General features: G+C 75.1%; 16 protein-coding genes. 8 read left to right on the forward strand and 8 right to left on the reverse strand.

All coding sequences use genetic code 11. The features are described 5' to 3' along the window. The first annotated feature begins 58 nt into the window (after window positions 1-58). Window positions 59-1195: a mannosyltransferase family protein gene (locus ACF053_RS11955; RefSeq protein WP_391953756.1), complete on the forward strand. Its 1137-nt coding sequence runs from the start codon at window positions 59-61 to the stop codon at window positions 1193-1195. On the opposite strand, the gene ACF053_RS11960 is transcribed toward ACF053_RS11955, so the two are convergent. Continuing rightward, window positions 1156-1590, reverse strand: a complete 435-nt coding sequence (locus ACF053_RS11960; RefSeq protein WP_391953757.1) for a DUF192 domain-containing protein — start codon at window positions 1588-1590, stop codon at window positions 1156-1158. The genes ACF053_RS11955 and ACF053_RS11960 overlap by 40 nt on opposite strands. 308 nt (window positions 1591-1898) lie before the next feature. Here ACF053_RS11960 and ACF053_RS11965 point away from each other — a divergent pair, with 308 nt between their 5' ends. Next, a complete protein-coding gene (locus ACF053_RS11965; RefSeq protein ID WP_391953758.1) occupies window positions 1899-2720 on the forward strand; it encodes a prepilin peptidase in 822 nt (273 codons plus the stop codon). 390 nt (window positions 2721-3110) lie between these two features. Here ACF053_RS11965 and mgrA read toward each other — a convergent pair whose 3' ends face one another. Then, window positions 3111-4148: an L-glyceraldehyde 3-phosphate reductase gene (mgrA, locus tag ACF053_RS11970; protein ID WP_391953759.1), complete on the reverse strand. Its 1038-nt coding sequence runs from the start codon at window positions 4146-4148 to the stop codon at window positions 3111-3113. Between the two features lie 114 nt (window positions 4149-4262). Between mgrA and ACF053_RS11975 the strand changes: the two genes are divergently transcribed. The 5 genes from ACF053_RS11975 to ACF053_RS11995 all read left to right on the forward strand — a co-directional run bounded on the left by ACF053_RS11975 (window position 4263) and on the right by ACF053_RS11995 (window position 10647). Continuing rightward, complete coding sequence (locus ACF053_RS11975; RefSeq protein ID WP_391953760.1) at window positions 4263-5024, forward strand: isoprenyl transferase; 762 nt, start codon at window positions 4263-4265, stop codon at window positions 5022-5024. A gap of 676 nt (window positions 5025-5700) precedes the next feature. After that, a complete protein-coding gene (locus ACF053_RS11980; protein WP_391953761.1) occupies window positions 5701-7023 on the forward strand; it encodes a PhoH family protein in 1323 nt (440 codons plus the stop codon). Window positions 7024-7426: 403 nt separating this feature from the next. Continuing rightward, window positions 7427-8137: an aggregation-promoting factor C-terminal-like domain-containing protein gene (locus tag ACF053_RS11985; protein WP_449336534.1), complete on the forward strand. Its 711-nt coding sequence runs from the start codon at window positions 7427-7429 to the stop codon at window positions 8135-8137. 111 nt (window positions 8138-8248) lie between these two features. Beyond that, on the forward strand, window positions 8249-9751 hold the full coding sequence (locus ACF053_RS11990) for an AI-2E family transporter (protein ID WP_391953763.1): 1503 nt from the start codon (window positions 8249-8251) through the stop codon (window positions 9749-9751). Next, window positions 9748-10647, forward strand: a complete 900-nt coding sequence (locus ACF053_RS11995) for a hypothetical protein (protein ID WP_391953764.1) — start codon at window positions 9748-9750, stop codon at window positions 10645-10647. The genes ACF053_RS11990 and ACF053_RS11995 overlap by 4 nt, the downstream gene beginning before the upstream one ends. A 74-nt stretch (window positions 10648-10721) precedes the next feature. Here the strand turns inward: ACF053_RS11995 and ACF053_RS12000 are convergent, their stop codons facing one another. Together ACF053_RS12000 and ACF053_RS12005 are read right to left on the reverse strand one after the other, a co-directional pair. After that, on the reverse strand, window positions 10722-11255 hold the full coding sequence (locus ACF053_RS12000; protein WP_058944946.1) for an alkyl hydroperoxide reductase: 534 nt from the start codon (window positions 11253-11255) through the stop codon (window positions 10722-10724). Between the two features lie 23 nt (window positions 11256-11278). Beyond that, a complete protein-coding gene (locus tag ACF053_RS12005; protein ID WP_058944945.1) occupies window positions 11279-11833 on the reverse strand; it encodes a peroxiredoxin in 555 nt (184 codons plus the stop codon). Window positions 11834-11975: 142 nt separating this feature from the next. On the opposite strand from ACF053_RS12005, the gene ACF053_RS12010 reads away from it, so the two are divergent. Then, complete coding sequence (locus tag ACF053_RS12010; RefSeq protein WP_079047482.1) at window positions 11976-12932, forward strand: hydrogen peroxide-inducible genes activator; 957 nt, start codon at window positions 11976-11978, stop codon at window positions 12930-12932. A 212-nt stretch (window positions 12933-13144) separates the two neighbouring features. Here the strand turns inward: ACF053_RS12010 and ACF053_RS12015 are convergent, their stop codons facing one another. The 4 genes from ACF053_RS12015 to ACF053_RS12030 form a co-directional block, all read right to left on the reverse strand. Continuing rightward, complete coding sequence (locus ACF053_RS12015; protein WP_391953765.1) at window positions 13145-15475, reverse strand: FtsX-like permease family protein; 2331 nt, start codon at window positions 15473-15475, stop codon at window positions 13145-13147. Then, entirely contained in the window at window positions 15472-16284 is an 813-nt protein-coding gene (locus ACF053_RS12020; RefSeq protein ID WP_391953766.1) for an ABC transporter ATP-binding protein, read from the reverse strand. The genes ACF053_RS12015 and ACF053_RS12020 overlap by 4 nt, the downstream gene beginning before the upstream one ends. After that, on the reverse strand, window positions 16281-16814 hold the full coding sequence (locus ACF053_RS12025) for a PadR family transcriptional regulator (RefSeq protein WP_391953767.1): 534 nt from the start codon (window positions 16812-16814) through the stop codon (window positions 16281-16283). The genes ACF053_RS12020 and ACF053_RS12025 overlap by 4 nt, the downstream gene beginning before the upstream one ends. A gap of 89 nt (window positions 16815-16903) precedes the next feature. Then, window positions 16904-17932, reverse strand: a complete 1029-nt coding sequence (locus tag ACF053_RS12030) for an endonuclease/exonuclease/phosphatase family protein (protein ID WP_391953768.1) — start codon at window positions 17930-17932, stop codon at window positions 16904-16906. Between the last annotated feature and the right edge of the window lie 282 nt (window positions 17933-18214).

Below are 18214 nucleotides of genomic sequence, written 5' to 3' on the forward strand. Positions count from 1 at the left end.
ACGTACCTCACACCGCCGACCCCGCCCGCCCCCGCACCCCCGGCGGCATAATCGGCCAGTGCTCCTGGACCCCCCCGAACGGCCGGCAAGACCGCACCGCCTCGCCTCCGCCGCCCCCGCCCTGCTGGGCTACGCGGCGGCGCGCCTGGCCGGCGTCGCCGTCCTCCTCGTCGCCGCAGCAGCGGCCGGAGAGGACCCCTGGCACCGCCTGTCGGGCCGTTGGGACGCCGTCTGGTACGTCCGCGTCGCCGAGCACGGATACGGGTACGAGACCGTCCTCCCCGACGGCAGCGTCCACTCCGACCTGGCGTTCTTCCCGCTCCTCCCCGCCCTGGAGCGGGCCCTGTCCGAGGTGCTGCCGCTGACCGCCGCGGGCGCCGGGCTCGTCGTCGCCTGGGTGGCGTCGCTCGCCGCCGCCTGGGGCATCCACGCGGTGGGCTCCCACCTCGCGGGGCGGCGCGCCGGGATCGTGCTGGCCGTGCTGTGGGGCGTGTACCCGACCGCGTTCGTCCAGTCCATGGCGTACACGGAGACGCTGTTCACGGCGTTCGCCGCTTGGGCCCTGTACGCCGTGCTGCGCGGCCGCTGGGTCGCGGCCGGGGCCCTCGCCGCGCTGGCCGGTCTTACCCGGCCGTCCGCCGTCGCGGTCGTCGCCGCGGTCGGCGTGACCGCGCTGGCCACCGTGGTCCGCGAGCGGCGCGTCACCCCCGGGATCGTCGCGGGCGTGCTGCTCGCACCGCTGGGCTGGCTGGCGTACGTCGTGTACGTCGCCGTGCGGGTCGGCAGCCCCACCGCGTACTTCGACGTCCAGGCCGCCTGGGGCAACAGCATCGACGGCGGCGCGGCCCTCGCCCGGTTCACGTGGGCGCAGCTGACCGGTCCCCAGCCGCTCGCGGGCGTGGGCCTCCTGGCGGCGTTCGCGGTCCTGGGTTGGGCCGTGTGGTGGTGCGTGCGGCAGCGGCAGCCGCTGCCCGTCCTCGTCTACACCCTGGCCGTCGTCGCGGTGTCGCTCGTCGGCGCCGCCTACTTCGGCTCCCGGCCCCGCCTGATCATGCCGGCGTTCCCGCTGCTGCTCCCCGCCGCCGTCGCGCTCGCCCGGCTCCGCGACCGGTACGCGGCGGCCGTCCTCGCCGTCCTCGCGGCGGCGTCCGCGGCCTACGGGGCGTTCGCGCTGCTCGGCCCCGGCCCGCCCTGACCGGACGGGTCCACGGCGAGCCGCACGCCCGGCCGCACGCCCCACCGCTCCATCGCCCCGGCCTCCGCCTCCAGCACGTGCCGGGCGCGCAGCCGGGGCAGCCCCAGCCGACCGGGCCGCATCCCCGGTACGACCGCGAGGACCGTGAGGTCACGCCGCAGGTACGCCACGTCGATGGCGAACCGCATCCGGAAGGTGTGCACGCTGCCGCACGGCGTCAGCAGCATCGCCCCGTCGACCCCGTCCCGGCCCAGCAGCCCCCGCGCCCGCGCCCGGTACGTCGCCGCCACCTCCACCGGGACGCCCGCGTCCCCGCCCCCGTCCCCGCCTCCGCTCCTGGCGCCGCCGCCCTCCACGACCCTGAGGATGCCCGTCCCGTCCCGCCACTTCGCCATGCCCGAACGGTACGACCCCACCGCCCCCGCCCACCCCCAGCGCCGTAAGCCACTCGGTACACCCCCGCCACCGCACCCCCGCCACCGCACCCCCCGCCACCGCACCCCCCCACCACCGGAAGTCCCGGTCCACCCCCCTCCCCACCGAAGAACACGCCCCCTCCCCATCCCCCGGGCCGCCCCCCGCCCCGCCACGAGCACGCCCCGCCGTGAGCACGCGCGCGGAGCACCCCCGCCGGCCTCCGAACCGGCCCGGCCTCATGACCTGCTCACGACATCCACCCGGCATCCCCCATAAGGTCGGCCCTGTGGACGTCACCCTGATCGCCGCCGCCGCCCTGTGGGGGGCCGTCGCGGGGGTGCTCGTGCAGCGCGCCGCGTACCGGCTCGCCGTCGAACCGGACGAGCCCTGGCGCGCCGCCTGCCCCGCCGGGCACCCCTACGCCCCCGGCCCGCGCGGCTGGCTCGGCCCCGCCCACTGTCCCGTCTGCGCCCCCGCCCCCCGTCCGGCCACCGCCCCGCCCGGCGCGGGGCCCCCACCGCCGCCCTCCACCGCCCCGCCCCTCACCGACCGGTCCCGACCGCGTACCCGCCCGGCGGTCGTCCCGCCCGTCGTGGGCGCCGCCGCCTGTGCCGTCCTCGCCGCCGCGACCGGTCACCGGCCGGAGCTGGCCGTGTGGCTGCTCACCGGGCCGGTGGCCCTGCTCCTCGCGGTGGTCGACCGGCGGGTGCACCGCCTCCCCGACCCCCTCACCCTGCCGCTCGCCGCGGCCGTGCCCCTGCTCCTCGGCGCCGCCGCGCTGCTGCCCGGCACCGCCGGATCGTGGCGGACGGCCGTCCTCGGCGGGCTCGTGCTCGGCGCGGCGTACCTCGCGCTGTTCCTGGTGAACCCGAACGGCATGGGCTTCGGGGACGTGAAGCTCGCCCTCCCGCTGGGCTGCGCGCTCGGCTGGTACGGCTGGGACGTGCTGCTGGCGGGCGCGTTCGCCGGGTTCGCCCTCGGTGCCCTGTACGGGCTGGGCCTCGTCGTGCTGCGGCGCGCGCACCGCCGGACCGCGATCCCCTTCGGCCCGTTCATGATCGGCGGTGCGCTGCTCGGCGTCCTCCTCGGCGCCCTCGCCCACCGCTGAGGCCGGCCCGCAGGCCCCGCCCCGCCCCACCCTGGGCGTCAACCCCGGGCCCCGGCCGTGGGGTCCCCCCTGGGGAGGACACGCCGGGCCTCCCCACCGGTCTTGGCACCACCCCGGACCATGCCCGGAGCGCGATCGGACGTTTCCGGAGCGTAGCGGTGGCATGTCGTGGCGCGCGCCACGACTTATGAAGGGTTATGGTGGAAACCCCCCCTCGGGCCGGTCCGTATCCCCCCCACGGACCGGCCCGTTTTTTCTGCCCCCGCCCGGCCGCCGGTCATGGAGCCCGCTCCCGCCCGGCCGCCGGCCAGCGAGCCCGTCGCCCCCCGGTCCCGGCCGCCGAGCTCCCCCCGGTCCCCTGACCCCCGGCGGCCGGTCGCGCCGCGCCGGTCAGCCCCGCGCGGCCCAGATGTTGACGCCCTCGGTGTCGACGGCGTACGAGTCGATCTCCCGCAGCTCCTCCTCGGTGAGGGCCGGCCCCCCGAGCGCCGCGACGTTCTGCTCCAGCTGCCCCACGCTGGACGCGCCGATCAGCGCGGACGTCATCCGCTCGTCGCGCAGCACCCACGTCAGCGCCAGCTGCGCCAGGGACTGGCCGCGCCGCCGGGCGATCCCGTCGAGGCCGTGCAACCGCCGGACGACCTCCTCGGAGAGCAGGCCGGGGTCCAGCGACTTGCCGAGCGAGGCCCGCGAACCCTCCGGGACGCCCTTCAGGTACTTGTCGGTGAGCAGGCCCTGGGCCAGCGGCGCGAACGCGATGCAGCCCATCCCCTCGGCCTCCAGCGTGTCGAGGAGGCCGTCCTCCTCCGTCCACCGGTTGATCATCGAGTAGGACGGCTGGTGGATCAGCGCGGGGACGCCCATCTCGCGCAGCAGCCGGGCCGCCTCGACCGTCTGCTCGGCGGAGTACGACGAGACGCCCGCGTACAGCGCCTTGCCCTGCCGCACGGCGGTGGCGAGCGCGCCCATCGTCTCCTCGAGCGGCGTGTGCGGGTCGAAGCGGTGCGAGTAGAAGATGTCGACGTACTCCAGGCCCATCCGCCGGAGCGAGGCGTCGAGCGAGGACAGCAGGTACTTGCGGGAGCCCCACTCGCCGTACGGGCCGGGGTGCATGAGGTAGCCGGCCTTCGTGGAGACGACCAGCTCGTCCCGGTACGGGCTGAAGTCCTGCGCGAAGATCTTGCCGAAGTTCAGCTCGGCGGAGCCGGGCGGCGGGCCGTAGTTGTTGGCCAGGTCGAAGTGCGTGACGCCCAGGTCGAACGCGCGGCGCAGGATGGCGCGCTGGGACTCCAGGGTGCGGTCGTCGCCGAAGTTGTGCCAGAGGCCCAGGGAGACGGCGGGGAGCTTGAGACCGCTGCGGCCGGTGCGGCGGTACTCCATGGAGTCGTACCGGTCGTCGGCGGCGCGGTGCACGGGGGATGCGGACATGCTTTCTCCCTATCACGGAGTTGTGACACACCTGGGTTGGGCCGTCGTCCGCCGGGCCCAGTAATGTGGCGGGCCTCGGGGCGTCCGCGGCCCCGTAGGCGAGAGGTGGGATCGGTGAACTTGCGCGACCTGGTGTACGGGCTCTACGCGCGCCGGGTGGAGGGCCGCCTCGACCACGCCCAGGTGCCCAAGCACATCGGCGTCATCCTCGACGGCAACCGCCGTTGGGCGAAGGCGTCCGGCGGCACGCCCGAGCAGGGGCACAAGGCCGGCGCCAGCAAGATCATGGAATTGCTCGGCTGGTGCACGGAGACGGACGTCGAGGTCGTCACGCTCTGGATGCTGTCCACCGACAACCTCAACCGGCCCGAGGCGCAGCTCGTGCCGCTCCTCGGCATCATCGAGGACGCGGTCAGGTCCATCGCGGCGGACGGCCGCTGGCGCGTCCACCACGTGGGCACCATGGACCTGCTGCCGCAGCGCACCCAGGCTGTCCTGAAGGAGGCCCAGGAGGCGACGCGGCACATCGACGGGATACTCGTCAACGTCGCCGTCGGCTACGGCGGCCGGCAGGAGATCGCCGACGCGGTCCGCTCGCTGCTGCTGGACCACGCGGAGCGGGGCACCTCCTTCGAGGAGCTCGCCGAGGTCGTCGACATCGACATGATCGCGGAGCACCTGTACACGCGCGGCCAGCCCGACCCGGACCTCGTGATCCGCACCAGCGGCGAGCAGCGCCTCTCCGGCTTCATGCTCTGGCAGAGCGCGCACTCCGAGTACTACTTCTGCGAGGTCCACTGGCCGGCCTTCCGCAAGGTCGACTTCCTCCGCGCGCTGCGCGACTACGCCGCCCGCCACCGCCGCTACGGCACCTGATCCCGCGCCACCCGACCCACCCCGTACGCCACCTCTCCCGACCCACCCCGTACGCCTCCCCGCCCCGCCGGGCCCCCGCACCCGAGCCCCGCAACGGCCCCCGCACCGGTTCCCGGCAACGGCCCTACCGCCCGGCCCCCGCACCGGTTCCCGGCAACGGCCCCGCCGCCCGGACCTCGTAGCGGCTCCCGCAGCGGCTTCGGGCAACGGCCCACGCCCGCTCCCGGCCGCGCCCGCTCCCGGCCGCGCCCGCTCCCGGCCGCGCCCGCCCCCGGGCCGCGTCCACTCCGCCCGGACCTCGCGCCCGGGGCCCCCGGCGAGCCACAGCCCCGCAGCCCCGGCGAGCCGCCCGCCGTCCGTCCCCGGCACGCCCCGCCCTCCGACCGCCCCCTCGACGCGTCCGAACCGACGGTCGGCCACGGCCGGTCGAGGCCGCCGCGACGGGGTGTCATATGCCAAGGGCTCTCCTGGCATGGTGGGGCGGCGAGAAGGGCATATCCCTTGCGAGAGTGAGCGGTACGAAGCCCGCTCGCCCGGGAGGCCCTTTGCACCAGGACGACCGAGGGCCGGTGTCGCGGCCCCGCGCATCGTGGCCCGTGCCCGGCCCATCCCCCCGCGACGCCACCGCAGTCGCAACCGACCTCACGTGCCTCTAACAGAGGGGGTCTGTCCTTCCGTGGTGACCAGCACTAAGCGCCGTATGAACGACCGGCGCACCTACGTACTCGACACCAGCGTCCTGCTGGCCGACCCCAACGCCATGTCCCGCTTCGAGGAGCACGAGGTCGTGCTGCCGATCGTGGTGGTGACGGAGCTGGAGGCCAAGAGGCACCACCCCGAGCTGGGCTACTTCGCCCGCCAGGCGCTGCGGCTGCTGGACGACATGCGCGTCCGGTACGGCCGCCTCGACGCCCCCATCCCGGTCGGCGACCTCGGCGGGTCCCTGCGGGTGGAGCTCAACCACTCGGACCCGGGCGTCCTCCCGGCCGGTTACCGGCTCGGGGACAACGACTCGCGGATCCTCGCCGTGGCGCGCAACCTCCAGGCCGAGGGGTACGACGTCACCGTCGTCTCCAAGGACCTCCCGCTGCGGATCAAGGCGTCCTCCGTCGGCCTCCTCGCGGAGGAGTACCGGGCCGAGCTGGCCATCACCGACTCGGGCTGGACGGGCATGTGCGACGTGCCGCTCTCCGCCGAACAGGTCGACCTGCTCTACGCGCAGGAGACGCTGGAGCTGCCCGAGACGGCCGGGCTGCCCGTGCACACCGGGCTGGTCCTCCAGTCGGCGCGCGGCAAGGCACTCGGCCGGACCACGCCCGACGGGGCCGTGCGGCTGGTGCGGGGCGACCGGGAGGCGTTCGGCATCCGGGGCCGCAGCGCCGAACAGCGCATCGCGCTGGACCTGCTGCTCGACCCGGACGTGGGCATCGTGTCGCTCGGCGGCAGAGCCGGCACCGGCAAGTCCGCGCTGGCGCTCTGCGCCGGTCTCGAAGCGGTCCTGGAGCGCCGCCAGCACCAGAAGGTCATGGTCTTCCGGCCCCTGTACGCCGTGGGCGGGCAGGAGCTCGGCTACCTGCCGGGCAGCGAGGCCGAGAAGATGAGCCCGTGGGCGCAGGCGGTGTTCGACACGCTCTCCGCCGTCACCTCCCGCGAGGTCATCGAGGAGATCACCGCCCGCAACATGCTGGAGGTCCTGCCCCTGACGCACATTCGGGGCCGCTCCCTCCACGACGCCTTCGTCATCGTCGACGAGGCGCAGTCCCTGGAGCGCAACGTCCTGCTGACCGTGCTCTCCAGGATCGGGGCGAACTCCCGCGTCGTGCTCACGCACGACGTCGCCCAGCGGGACAACCTGCGCGTCGGGCGGTACGACGGAGTCGTCGCCGTCGTCGAGAAGCTGAAGGGGCATCCGCTCTTCGCGCACGTCACGCTCACCCGGTCGGAGCGCTCGCAGATCGCCGCGTTGGTGACCGAAATGCTGGAAGACGGACATCTATGACCGTATCCCAGTCGACAACCGCATAACGGAGTTGGGGCCGCCCGGCGGAGCGCGAGAGCTTAGCCGGGCGGCTCCGCGTCGCGCGCCCCTTTCGTCAAAACTCCTGTGACGGGCGGGGTGTGAGCTTTCACACGCGGCGAGGAATTGCCACCCGCCGAGCGCTTCCGGCAGAGTCTTGCTTCCGTCAGGCCCCGCATACGGCACAGCCACATCCTCACGGATCCGTGGCGGTCACAACTCAACAGCCGTCCGCCGTATGCCGCCCGAGCACCACGCGGCGCTCCCGCAGGGGAGTCGCCCACCGGGCCCGTGCCCCCCGTGACCCAGTGAGTGGGGGGCCAGCGTCAGGGGCACGATCGCGCCCGCGAGGTCACCCGTGCGGGCGATGCTGGAAGGAAACCGTGTGAGCCGGATCTCGGTCCGGGGATTCGCGGTGGCGTCGGCCACCGCGGTCACCACTGTCGGCGCCGTCGTCGGCGTCGCCGCGGGCAACCCGCAGGCGGCCCCGGAGAAGTTCGAGGCGACCGCCGCCGACGCCACGCTCCTGGCGGACATTCCCGCCGGCGAGCAGGCCCAGGTACAGGTCGCGTCCCTGACGCAGCAGGCGGAGGCGCAGGCCGCCGCCGCGGACACCGCCGCCCAGCAGTCCGCCTGGGAGGCCGCGCGCCTCCAGGCGGCCAAGGACGCCGAGGCGAAGAAGGCCGCCGCCGAGAAGGAGAAGGCCGAGAAGGAGAAGGCGGAGAAGGAGCGCGAGGAAGCCCGCGAGCGGGCCGACCGCGACGCCGTCCGCGACGCCTCCAGCTTCGCCGCCCAGTCCTCGTACTCCGTCGCCGAAGTGCAGGCCATGGCCCGCCAGATGGTGCCGAGCGGCCAGTTCCAGTGCTTCAGCAACATCGTGGACCACGAGTCCACCTGGAACTACCGTGCGCAGAACCCGTCCTCGGGCGCGTACGGCCTGGTCCAGGCGCTCCCCGGTTCCAAGATGGCCTCCGCGGGCGCCGACTGGCAGACCAACCCGGCCACCCAGATCAAGTGGGGCCTCAACTACATGAACGAGCGCTACGGCAGCCCCTGCGGCGCCTGGTCGTTCTGGCAGGCCAACCACTGGTACTGACGCCGGACCCCGACATCACGGAGCCCCTCACCGTCCTTCGGTGAGGGGCTCCGTGCGTGTACCGTCGGGGAACCGGAACTCCGGGGGAGTGGTGGGGGAAAAGGGAAGAACATGTCGAGAGTGCCAGGGTGGCTCGGCCGGCTGGGTGCCGGACTGAGCCGTATGGGGCGGCAGCTGGAAGAGCGTCGCGAACGGGCCGAGGCGGAGGCCGACGGCCCCGGCGGCGTACCCCCCACCGGCCCGTCGGGCAGACGGCGCGGCGCGCCGAACCCCGGCGCCGGAACCGCGGCGGGCGCCGGCGGACCCGGCGAGGACGCCCCCACCCCCGGGATCGTCCCCGCGCCGCCCGCGTACGCGCCGGCCGTCGCCGCCCGACCGGACCCCGCGGACGCCGTGCCGTGGGGCGTGCGCGTCGCCGCCGAGGCCGGCTGGCGGCTGCTCGTCCTCGCGGGCACCCTGTGGGTGCTGATGAAGATCATCAGCGCGGTGCAGCTGGTCGTGCTGGCCTTCGTCGCCGCGCTCCTCATCACCGCGCTGCTCCAGCCGACCGTCGCCCGGCTGCGGCGGGCCGGACTGCCGCGCGGCCTCGCCACCGCCGTCACGGCCGTCACCGGCTTCGTCATCATGGGGCTGGTCGGCTGGTTCGTCGTGTGGCAGGTCATGGACAACCTCGGTGACGTCTCCGCGCGGGTGCGGGACGGCATCGAGGAGCTGAAGCGCTGGGCGCTGGACAGCCCGTTCCACGTGACCGAGAGCCAGATCAACGAGATCGCCGAGAACCTCAGCGACACCATCGGCACCAACACCGAGGAGATCACCTCCGCGGGCCTCACCGGCGTCACCGTCATGGTCGAGGTGCTCACCGGGATGCTGCTGGCGATGTTCTCGACCCTCTTCCTCCTCTACGACGGGCGGAAGGTGTGGGAGTGGACCCTGCGGCTGATGCCCGCCCAGGCGAGGGCGGGCGTCGCCGGCGCCGGACCGCGCGCCTGGCGCACCCTCACCGCGTACGTCCGCGGCACGGTGATCGTCGCGCTCATCGACGCGATCTTCATCGGCCTCGGCATCTACTTCCTCGACGTGCCGCTCGCGGTGCCGCTGGGGGTGTTCATCTTCCTCTTCGCCTTCATCCCGCTGGTCGGCGCGGTCATCTCCGGCGCCCTCGCCGTGGTCGTCGCCCTCGTCACCAACGGCGTCTTCACCGCGCTGATGGTGCTCCTGGTGGTGCTGGCCGTGCAGCAGATCGAAGGGCACGTCCTCCAGCCGTTCATCCTCGGCCGGGCCGTGCGGGTGCACCCCCTGGCCGTCGTCCTGACGGTCGCCACGGGCGGTCTCGTCGCCGGCATCGGCGGTGCGGTCGTCGCCGTGCCCCTGGTCGCCGTCACCAACACCGTCGTCGTCTACCTCCGCGCGTACAGCGAGGAACAGGCCCTGCGCCGGCTGTCCGCGGCGCACGGCGCGACCGCGAGCACCGTCGCGCCCGCCTCCGCACCCGGCTCGGGGACGGAGTCGCGGCCGGAACCCCCGACGCCCCCCGGTCCCGCCGCCGGCCCCGCCGACCGGACCGACCCCTCCGGCCCCGTCGACCCCTCGGACCCCTCGGACCGCTCGTGATATCCGACCTCGAACTGCTCGACGACGACGGGGAACCGGTCCGCGGCCCCTACCCCGGAGCCCGGGCGCCCGGCAGCGGCGCCGCCGGGCCGTACACCGGCGTGTTGGCTCCCCCGGCGGGTGCCGCCGGGCCGTACGCGGGTGGCGGCGGGGACGTCGGCGGCCCGCCGTCCGGCGGTCCCGGTGACGGGCCGCGGGTCCCGGCGGGCGACGCCCCGGCCGCCGGCGTCCGCGGCCCGCGCGGCCGGCCCTGGCCCTGGGCGCTCGGCGGGGCCCTCGTCGCCTCCGGCCTGTGGGGCGGCGGGCTCGCCGTCCACCAGGCGCTCGACCGCGGCCCGGACCTCGGCGGCTACAGGGCCACCGACGGGCTGTGCGCCGAAGCGCCGCTCTCCTCCCTCGTCGCCGCCTACGGCAAGCGCGGCGCGACCACCAGCGACGACTCCACCCGGCACCCGGCGCTCGACCGGGCGTACTGCTCCGTCCAACTCGGCGAGCAGCCCACGGCGTACGAGGTGACGATCCGCTACGAGCTGCACCGGCAGGTCGACCCGGGCGCCGAGTTCGACGCGAAGGAGCGGCAGTCGCTGCTCGACGAGGGGCCCGAGCCGCAGCCGGTGGCGGGGCTCGGGGAGCAGGCGTACTTCGGCGACGGCGCGTCGTACGCCGACCTCGTCGTGCTGGACGGGCACGCCGTCCTCGGCCTCTCCGTCAGCGTGGCCCACGAGTACGACCTGGACGGGGAGGACTTCGAGTCGCCCGATGAGCAGGAGGTCCCCCCGCCCACCGACGTGAAGGGCCCCATGGTGGAGGACATGCGGCAGCTGATGGAGGTGCTGCGCGGCGCGCCCCCGGAGGGGCTCCGGCCCTCGCCCGCGCCGACCCCCGGCGCCGACTGAGCACACGACGGAGGAGGGCCCCACCGGCATCAGCTGCCGGTGGGGCCCTCCTCCATGTCGCGTCGTGCGGCCGATTACTCGGCGAGCACCGCTTCCGCGTCCAGCGTCGCGCCGACCGCCTGGATCACCGCGGCGATCTTGAACGCCTCCTGGATCGTCTCGCGCGCCACGCCGGCCTTGCGCAGCACCTGCTCGTGCGAGTCGAGGCACTGGCCGCAGCCGTTGATCGCGGAGACGGCGAGCGACCACAGCTCGAAGTCGACCTTCTCCACGCCCGGGTTGCCGATGACGTTCATCCGCAGACCGGCGCGCATCGTGCCGTACTCCGGGTCGGAGAGCAGGTGGCGCGTGCGGTAGAAGACGTTGTTCATCGCCATGATGGCGGCGGCGGACTTGGCCGCCGTGTACGCCTCGGGCTTGAGGTTCTCCCGGGCCTCCGGCTCCAGCTCCGCCAGCACCTTCGGCGAGCGCGAGGCGATCGCGCAGGCGAGGACGGTGCCCCACAGCTGCTGCTGCGGGAGGTCGCTGTTGCCGATGACCGAGCCGAGGTTCAGCTTCAGGTCCTTCGCGTAGTCCGGTACGGCGGACTTCAGGGCGTCAAGGGACATGGTGGTTCACCCGTTCCGGTTGGTCACTCGCCGGCCAGCAGCGCGACCGGGTCGAGGGTCTCGTCGCCCTTGCTCCAGTTGCAGGGGCACAGCTCGTCGGTCTGCAGGGCGTCCAGGACCCGCAGGACCTCCTTGGGGTTCCGGCCGACGGAGCCGGCGGTCACCATGGCGAACTGGATCTCGTTGTTCGGGTCGACGATGAAGACGGCGCGCTGCGCGAAGCCGTCCTCGCCCTCGACGCCGCACGCGCGCATCAGCTCGTGCTTGGAGTCGGCGAGCATCGGGAAGGGCAGGTCACGCAGGTCGTCGTGGTCCTTGCGCCAGGCGTGGTGCACGAACTCCGAGTCGCCGGAGACACCGAGGACCTGCGCGTCGCGGTCCGCGAACTCGTCGTTCAGCTTGCCGAACGCGGCGATCTCGGTCGGGCAGACGAAGGTGAAGTCCTTCGGCCAGAAGAACACCACGCGCCACTTGCCCTCGTAGGACTTGTGGTCGATCTGCTCGAACTCCTTGCCGCTCTCCAGCGACACACAAGCGGTGAGGTCGTACGTGGGGAACTGGTCACCGACAGTGAGCACACGCTCTCCTAGTGGCGGGGATTTCCCTTGTGGGGTCATCCGTGGGGGTTGGACGATCGCCAGCATGGCACGGCGTGCATTGATCAGGGAAATAGCTAGACTGGGTCGCGTTGATCGAAGGCGGTTATCAGTGGTCTCCTCCATGACATCCCTACAAAAGGGTAAACAGCCCAGCCTGGCGCAGCTCCGCGCGTTCGTGGCAGTGGCCGAGCACCTCCACTTCCGGGACGCGGCGGCCGCCATCGGCATGAGCCAGCCCGCCCTCTCGGGCGCGGTGTCGGCACTCGAAGAGGCACTCGGTGTCCAGCTCCTGGAGCGTACGACCCGTAGGGTCCTGCTCTCCCCGGCGGGGGAGCGCCTCGCGGTGCGGGCGAAGGCCGTGCTCGACGCGGTCGGCGAGCTGCTGGAGGAGGCCGAGGCCGTCCAGGCGCCCTTCACGGGCGTGCTGCGGCTCGGCGTGATCCCGACCGTCGCCCCGTACCTGCTGCCGACCGTCCTGCGGCTCGTCCACGAGCGGTACCCGGAGCTCGACCTCCAGGTGCACGAGGAGCAGACGTACTCGCTGGTGGAGGGCCTCGCCGCCGGGCGGCTGGACGTCCTGCTGCTGGCGGTGCCGCTCGGCGTGCCGGGCGTCACCGAGCTGCCGCTCTTCGACGAGGACTTCGTGCTGGTCACGCCGGACGACCACCGGCTCGGCGGCCGCACCGACATCCCGCGCGACGCACTGCGCGAACTGCACCTGCTGCTCCTCGACGAGGGCCACTGCCTGCGCGACCAGGCCCTCGACATCTGCCGGGAGGCCGGCCGCACCGACGGCGCCGCCGTGACCACGACGGCCGCGGGCCTGTCGACGCTCGTCCAGCTCGTGGCCGGCGGGCTCGGTGTGACCCTGCTGCCGCGCACCGCCGTGAAGGTGGAGACCGGCCGCAACCCCAGTCTGGTCACCGGGTACTTCGCCGATCCGGCCCCGTCGCGCCGGATCGCCCTCGCCATGCGGACCGGGGCGGCCCGGCAGGCGGAGTTCGAGGAACTGGCCGGGGCGCTGCGCGAGGCCCTGGCCTCGCTGCCCGTGCGGGTCGCCCGGGTCGACAGCCCCTGAGCGGCGGAAACGGCCGGGGCGCGCCCACCGCGAGCGGCGGGGCGCCCCGGCCGGGTGGTCGGCGGCCGGTGGGCGACGGTGCACGGGCCCCGGCCGGCGGTCGACAGCCGGGCGGCCGGTCGGGCGGCGTGCGGACGTTGCCGGCCGCCCGCCGGCCGCCCGCCCGCCGCGCGTCGGCGTACGGCCGCGACCGCCGCCCGCCCACCGGCCGGTCACTCCGTGCGGAGGCCGTCCGGGCGCATCAGGCGCCACAGCGGTGGGAGGCTCAGCAGCGTCACCACGAGCACCAGCCCCGCGCCCACCCCCACCACCGGCAGGAACACCCACCAGTCGACCACCGTCTTGTCGATCATGCGCAGCAGCGCCGCCCCCAGCGCCAGCCCGCCCACCACGGAGATCGCCAGCCCGAGTGCCACCGGCAGCGCCGTCTGCCACAGCACGGACCAGCCGAGCGTCGTACGGCGCGTGCCGAAGGCGACCAGCGCGGCGAGCAGCCCGCGGCGCTCCCGCAGCTGCTCGACCATCGACACCAGCAGGGACAGCGCGATCAGCCCCATCGTCGCCGTGGCCGCGGCCAGCACCCCCGTGCGGACGCTGGTGTACTGCCGGTCCCGCTCGAAGTCCTGGATGGCCCTCACCCGCGCCAGCGGATCGACCCGCGCCGCCGCGTTCCGCGCGTGCTCACCGGCGTCCGGCACGGCCGGATCCAGCCGGACCATCGCCACCGTCTCGGCGTCCTCCAGCAGCGCCGCGTCCAGCGCGCCGGGCGTCGCGTAGATCCCGAACGGCATCACGCCCATCGGGTCGCGGCGCGCGTCCACCAGCCGGGCCGTCGCCGGGACGCGCCACAGCACCGGCCGTTCGCCCTCGTCGCGCAGGTCCACCAGCGCGCCCGGCCGCGCCGTCTCGGCCAGGTACGCGTCGTCCGGGCCCTCCCGGCCGTGCGTACGGGCGATGAAGACGTCCCCGTCCCGGCAGGAGGGCAGGTCGCCCAGCTCGCGCAGGGACGGGCACTCCGCGACGGTCAGCGCGGTCCGCGGGACGAAGCCCTCGCCGGGGCGCAGTGGACCGGGTCGCCGGGCGTCCGCCTGGACGACGCCGACGACGCCCTCCACGCCCGGCGCCGCGTCCACCTCGTCGATCAGCGCGCGCGCCGTCCGGGCGTCCGCCGCGGCCGACCACACCTGCAGCTGGGCGCGCGCGTCGTCCATGTTCGTCGGCCGCATGAAGTCGCTCTGCACCGCGCCGAACATCATCAGCAGGGCGATGGCCCCGGCTCCCGCGACGACGATCCCACCGACCGCGCGGGCCGCGGTACCGCTGCCCAGCTGCAACCGGCGCACCGCCAGCTGCCACGAGGGCGGGCCGCCGCGCAGCGGCCGCACGGCCGCCTCCACCAGCCACGGCAGCAGCGCGGTGAACCCCGTCAGCGCCAGCAGGGCGCCGAGGGCGACCCGGTACGTGTCGAGCGACGCGACCTCGGCGTACAGCCGCCCCGCGGGGAGCAGCAGCGCGAGACCGGACACGGCGATGAGCAGGCGCCACCACGACCGCCGGGGCCGCGGCACACCGCCCCGGACGACGCCCAGCGGCTCGACGACGACGCCGCGCAGCGCGAACAGGGTCACGGCGAGCGCGCAGAGCGGCACCGCCGTCACCACGGCGGCCGCGAGCACCGGCTCCGGGACGAGGTCGCCGGGGAAGGCGTTGACGTCCCACACCGTGACCCGGCCCGCGAGCTGCCGGCCCAGCAGGAAGAACACCCCGCCCAGCGCCAGCCCGAACACCGCTCCCACCAGCGCCTCGCCCGCGGCGGCGCGCCGCGTCATGCCCGCGTCGGCGCCGACCAGGCGCAGCGCGGCCAGCCGCCGGTCGCGCTGCTCCCCGCCGAAGCGGACCGCCACCCCCACGAACACCAGGACCGGCAGCAGCAGCACGACGCAGGCCAGGACCACGATCAGCAGCAGCGGGCCCTCCAGGGGCCGCTCCCCGGTGCCGTGCCCGAACCGGTCCGCGCGCGACGCCCGGGTCGCGTCGGCGATCCCGGGGTCGTGCGCGTACAGGAACAGCTCGCCGGGGCCGGCGAGGCCCGCGTCACCGATGGTGCCCACCTGCCGGTAGGGGAAGCGGCCCTTCAGCAGCGCCCCTTCCGGCGAGGCGAGCAGCTCGGCGAGGGCGGGCGACACGACCATCCCGCCCGGCGCGGGGAGCGCCGCGACCCCGGGCGGCACGGGGGTGTCCGGGCCGTCGGGGCGCAGGGCCACGCCGTGGACGGCGACGTCGCGGTACAGCGTGGAGACCTCGACGTACCGGAACGAACGGGCCGAGACGGGCGCCTCGTCCAGGGACGCCTGCCGTGCGTCGGTGCGGCCCTCGCGGGCCTGCAGCATGTGCGGGATCGACGCGGCGACGAGCAGCAGGGCCACGCCCAGCCCCACCCCGACGGCCGTGAGGACCGTACGCGCCCAGGAGCGGCGGCCGCCCGTGACGGCGAACCGCGCGCCGAGCCCGAGGTCCCGCAGGGCGCCGCGGGGACCGCTCACGCCGCACCCGCCAGGTCCCGCACCCGGCCGTCGCGCACGACGACCTCGCGGTCCGCGTACGCGGCGACCCGCGCCTCGTGCGTGACGAGGACGACGGCGGCGCCGGTGTCCCGGGCCGCGTCGGTGAGCAGCTCCAGCACCCGTTCGCCGTTGAGCGAGTCCAGGGCGCCGGTCGGTTCGTCGGCGAAGACCACGCGGGGCGCGGTGACCAGGGCGCGGGCGACCGCGACGCGCTGGCCCTGGCCGCCGGAGACCTCCCCGGGCCGCTTGCCGGCGACGCCGGCGGTCTCCAAGCGCTCCAGCCACTCCACCGCCCGACGCTCGGCGGGCCTGCGGCGCTCGCCGGCCAGGCGCAGCGGCAGGGCGACGTTCTCCGCGCAGGTCAGTTCCGGCACCAACCGGCCGAACTGGAACACGAACCCGAAGTCGCCCCGGCGCAGCGCGCTCAGCCGGGCGTCCGACAGGGTGGCGAGGTCGCGCCCGTCGTAGGTGACGGTGCCGGCGTCCGGGCGGACGATCCCGGCCAGGCAGTGCAGCAGCGTCGACTTGCCCGAGCCGGAGGGGCCCATGACGGCGACGACCTCACCGGCCCGGACGGCGAACGACGCCCCGGCCAGGGCCGTGGTCGGCCCGTACGCCTTGTCGAGGCCCTCGGCGCGCAGCAGCGGCGCCGACGCGCCCGTCGCACCGCCCGACGTGTCGGGCGCCTCCGGCGTCGTGGCCGTCCCCGCCCCCGACGGCGTCCCCGTCGTCCCCGTCGCCGCGGTCGTTGCGCGCGTGGTCCCGTGCGGGGTCCCGTCCGCCGTCATCGGGCCGTCCCCCGGACCGTCTCGGCGAGCTGGTCCAGGCGCGCGGCGGTCAGTTCCAGCCAGCGCAGGTCGGCCTCCAGGTGGAACAGCGCGTGGTCGCAGATCAGCTGGTCGGCCAGGTCGCCGCCCTTCTTGCGGCGGGTCAGCTCCCGCATCAGCCGCAGGTGCTCGGCGCGCTGCGTGTCGAGCAGGTCGGTGGCGCTGCGCCCGGTGAGCAGGGCCAGCACCACCTTCGTGTACAGCGTCGACTGGAGGTACGGCTCCGGCTTCTCGGGGCTGGTGAGCCACTGCTCGACGTCGGTGACGCCGGCCCCGGTGATCGCGTACCGCTTGCGCTCGGGCCCCTCGCCCGGCTCGACGGCGTCGACCTCGACGAGCCCGTTCTTCAGCAGCCGGGCCATGGTCGAGTAGACCTGGCCGTAGTGGAGCGGCCGGTCGTGGCCGAACTTCTCGTCGAAGGCGCGCTTGAGGTCGTAGCCGTGGCGCGGCCCGGCCTCCAAGAGGCCGAGGAGGGTGTGACCGATGGACATGGGCGTCACTCTACACCCGGCGTATACACGGGATGTATACGTGGCCGGTTCCCTGCGCCCGGCTGCCCGCTGCCGGTGGCCCCGAGCCGTCAGTACCTGAGGCGCGCCGCCACCGGCAGGTGGTCGGAGCCGGTCCGCGCGAGGGTCCACACGCGCGTCACCTCGGCGCGGCGGGCGAGGACCTGGTCGATGCGGGCCAGGGGGGCCGACGCGGGCCAGCTGAAGGCCGGGCGGGAGCGCGCGGTGTCGAGCCGCGCGGTGAGCGGCGCGAGCCCGCGCTCGTCGACGGTGCCGTTGAGGTCGCCCAGCAGGACCACCCGGTCCAGCCGCTCGGCCGCCAGGGCCGCCCCCAGCAGTTCGGCGCTCGCGTCACGCCGGACGCAGTCGAAGCCACGCCGCGCGGTGAGCCGTACGGACGGCAGGTGCGCCACGTACACCGCGAGGTCGCCGTGCGGGGTCGTCGCCGTCGCCCGCAGCGCGCGCCGCCACCCGGCGCCGATGCCGGCGGGCCGGATGTCCGGTGCCCGTACGTCGCTGAGCGGGTACACCGACCACAGCCCGACCGTGCCGCGCACCGCGTGGTGCGGGTAGCGCTCCGCGAGGGCCGCGCGGTACGCGGGGAGCGCCGCCGGGGTGACCTCCTCCAGTGCGATCAGCTCCGCCCCGACGCTCGCGAGGCCCCGGGCGGTGCCGGCGGGGTCGGTGTTCTCGTCGCTGACGTTGTGCTGCACCACCGTGAGGTCGTACGGCCCCTCCGGGGTCGGCAGCATCCCGTCGCCGAAGTGGCCCGCCCACGCCGCGGCCGGCAGCAGGGCGGCGAGCAGCGCGACCGTCGAGCGGCGTCCGAGGGCGGCCACCACGAGGACCGGCACCGCCAGGCCGAGCCACGGGAGGAACGCCTCCAGCAGGCTCGCCGGCCGACCGGGCAGGTCCGGCACGGTTCCGTGGAACACGATCAGCCAGGCGACGAGCGCGGCGAGTCCGGCCACCACCCGCCCCCGCGACCAGGCCGTTCGCCCCCGCGCGTCCCGCCCCCACCGCGTCCCGCGCCCCGGCCCACCGGCGGCACGCGGCGCACCCGAGCCGTCCGCCGGACCGCTGTCGGCGCCTCGGCCCATCGGGTCGTCCGCCGGGCGGCCGGCGGCATCCGGCGCACCCGCGCCGGATGCCGGATGGCCGTCGGTGGCCGGCGTGCCCGCGCCACGCGCCGGTCCGGCGGCGTGGTCTCCGGTCCCCGCGCCACCGGCGGCACCCGGTGCGCCCGAGCCGTCCGCCGGATCGATGCCGGTACCCGGCACGGCCGCGCCGCCCGCCGGACCGCCGCCGGTACCGCTCGTCGAAGCACCCGTGTCCATACCGGACGGTGACGCCCCCGCCGTCCCGCCCGGTTCCCCCGGGCG

Source organism: Streptomyces kanasensis (genome assembly GCF_043077165.1).
GTDB lineage: Bacteria > Actinomycetota > Actinomycetes > Streptomycetales > Streptomycetaceae > Streptomyces > Streptomyces changanensis.

Bases quoted from the DNA above. Each gene is read 5' to 3' on its own strand.
- ACF053_RS11960 (WP_391953757.1), bottom strand. From the start codon at position 1,590: ATGGCGAAGTGGCGGGACGGGACGGGCATCCTCAGGGTCGTGGAGGGC.
- mgrA (WP_391953759.1), bottom strand. From the start codon at position 4,148: ATGTCCGCATCCCCCGTGCACCGCGCCGCCGACGACCGGTACGACTCC.
- ACF053_RS11990 (WP_391953763.1), top strand. From the start codon at position 8,249: ATGTCGAGAGTGCCAGGGTGGCTCGGCCGGCTGGGTGCCGGACTGAGC.
- ACF053_RS12000 (WP_058944946.1), bottom strand. From the start codon at position 11,255: ATGTCCCTTGACGCCCTGAAGTCCGCCGTACCGGACTACGCGAAGGAC.
- ACF053_RS12010 (WP_079047482.1), top strand. From the start codon at position 11,976: ATGACATCCCTACAAAAGGGTAAACAGCCCAGCCTGGCGCAGCTCCGC.
- ACF053_RS12020 (WP_391953766.1), bottom strand. From the start codon at position 16,284: ATGACGGCGGACGGGACCCCGCACGGGACCACGCGCGCAACGACCGCG.
- ACF053_RS12025 (WP_391953767.1), bottom strand. From the start codon at position 16,814: ATGTCCATCGGTCACACCCTCCTCGGCCTCTTGGAGGCCGGGCCGCGC.
- ACF053_RS12030 (WP_391953768.1), bottom strand. From the start codon at position 17,932: ATGGGCCGAGGCGCCGACAGCGGTCCGGCGGACGGCTCGGGTGCGCCG.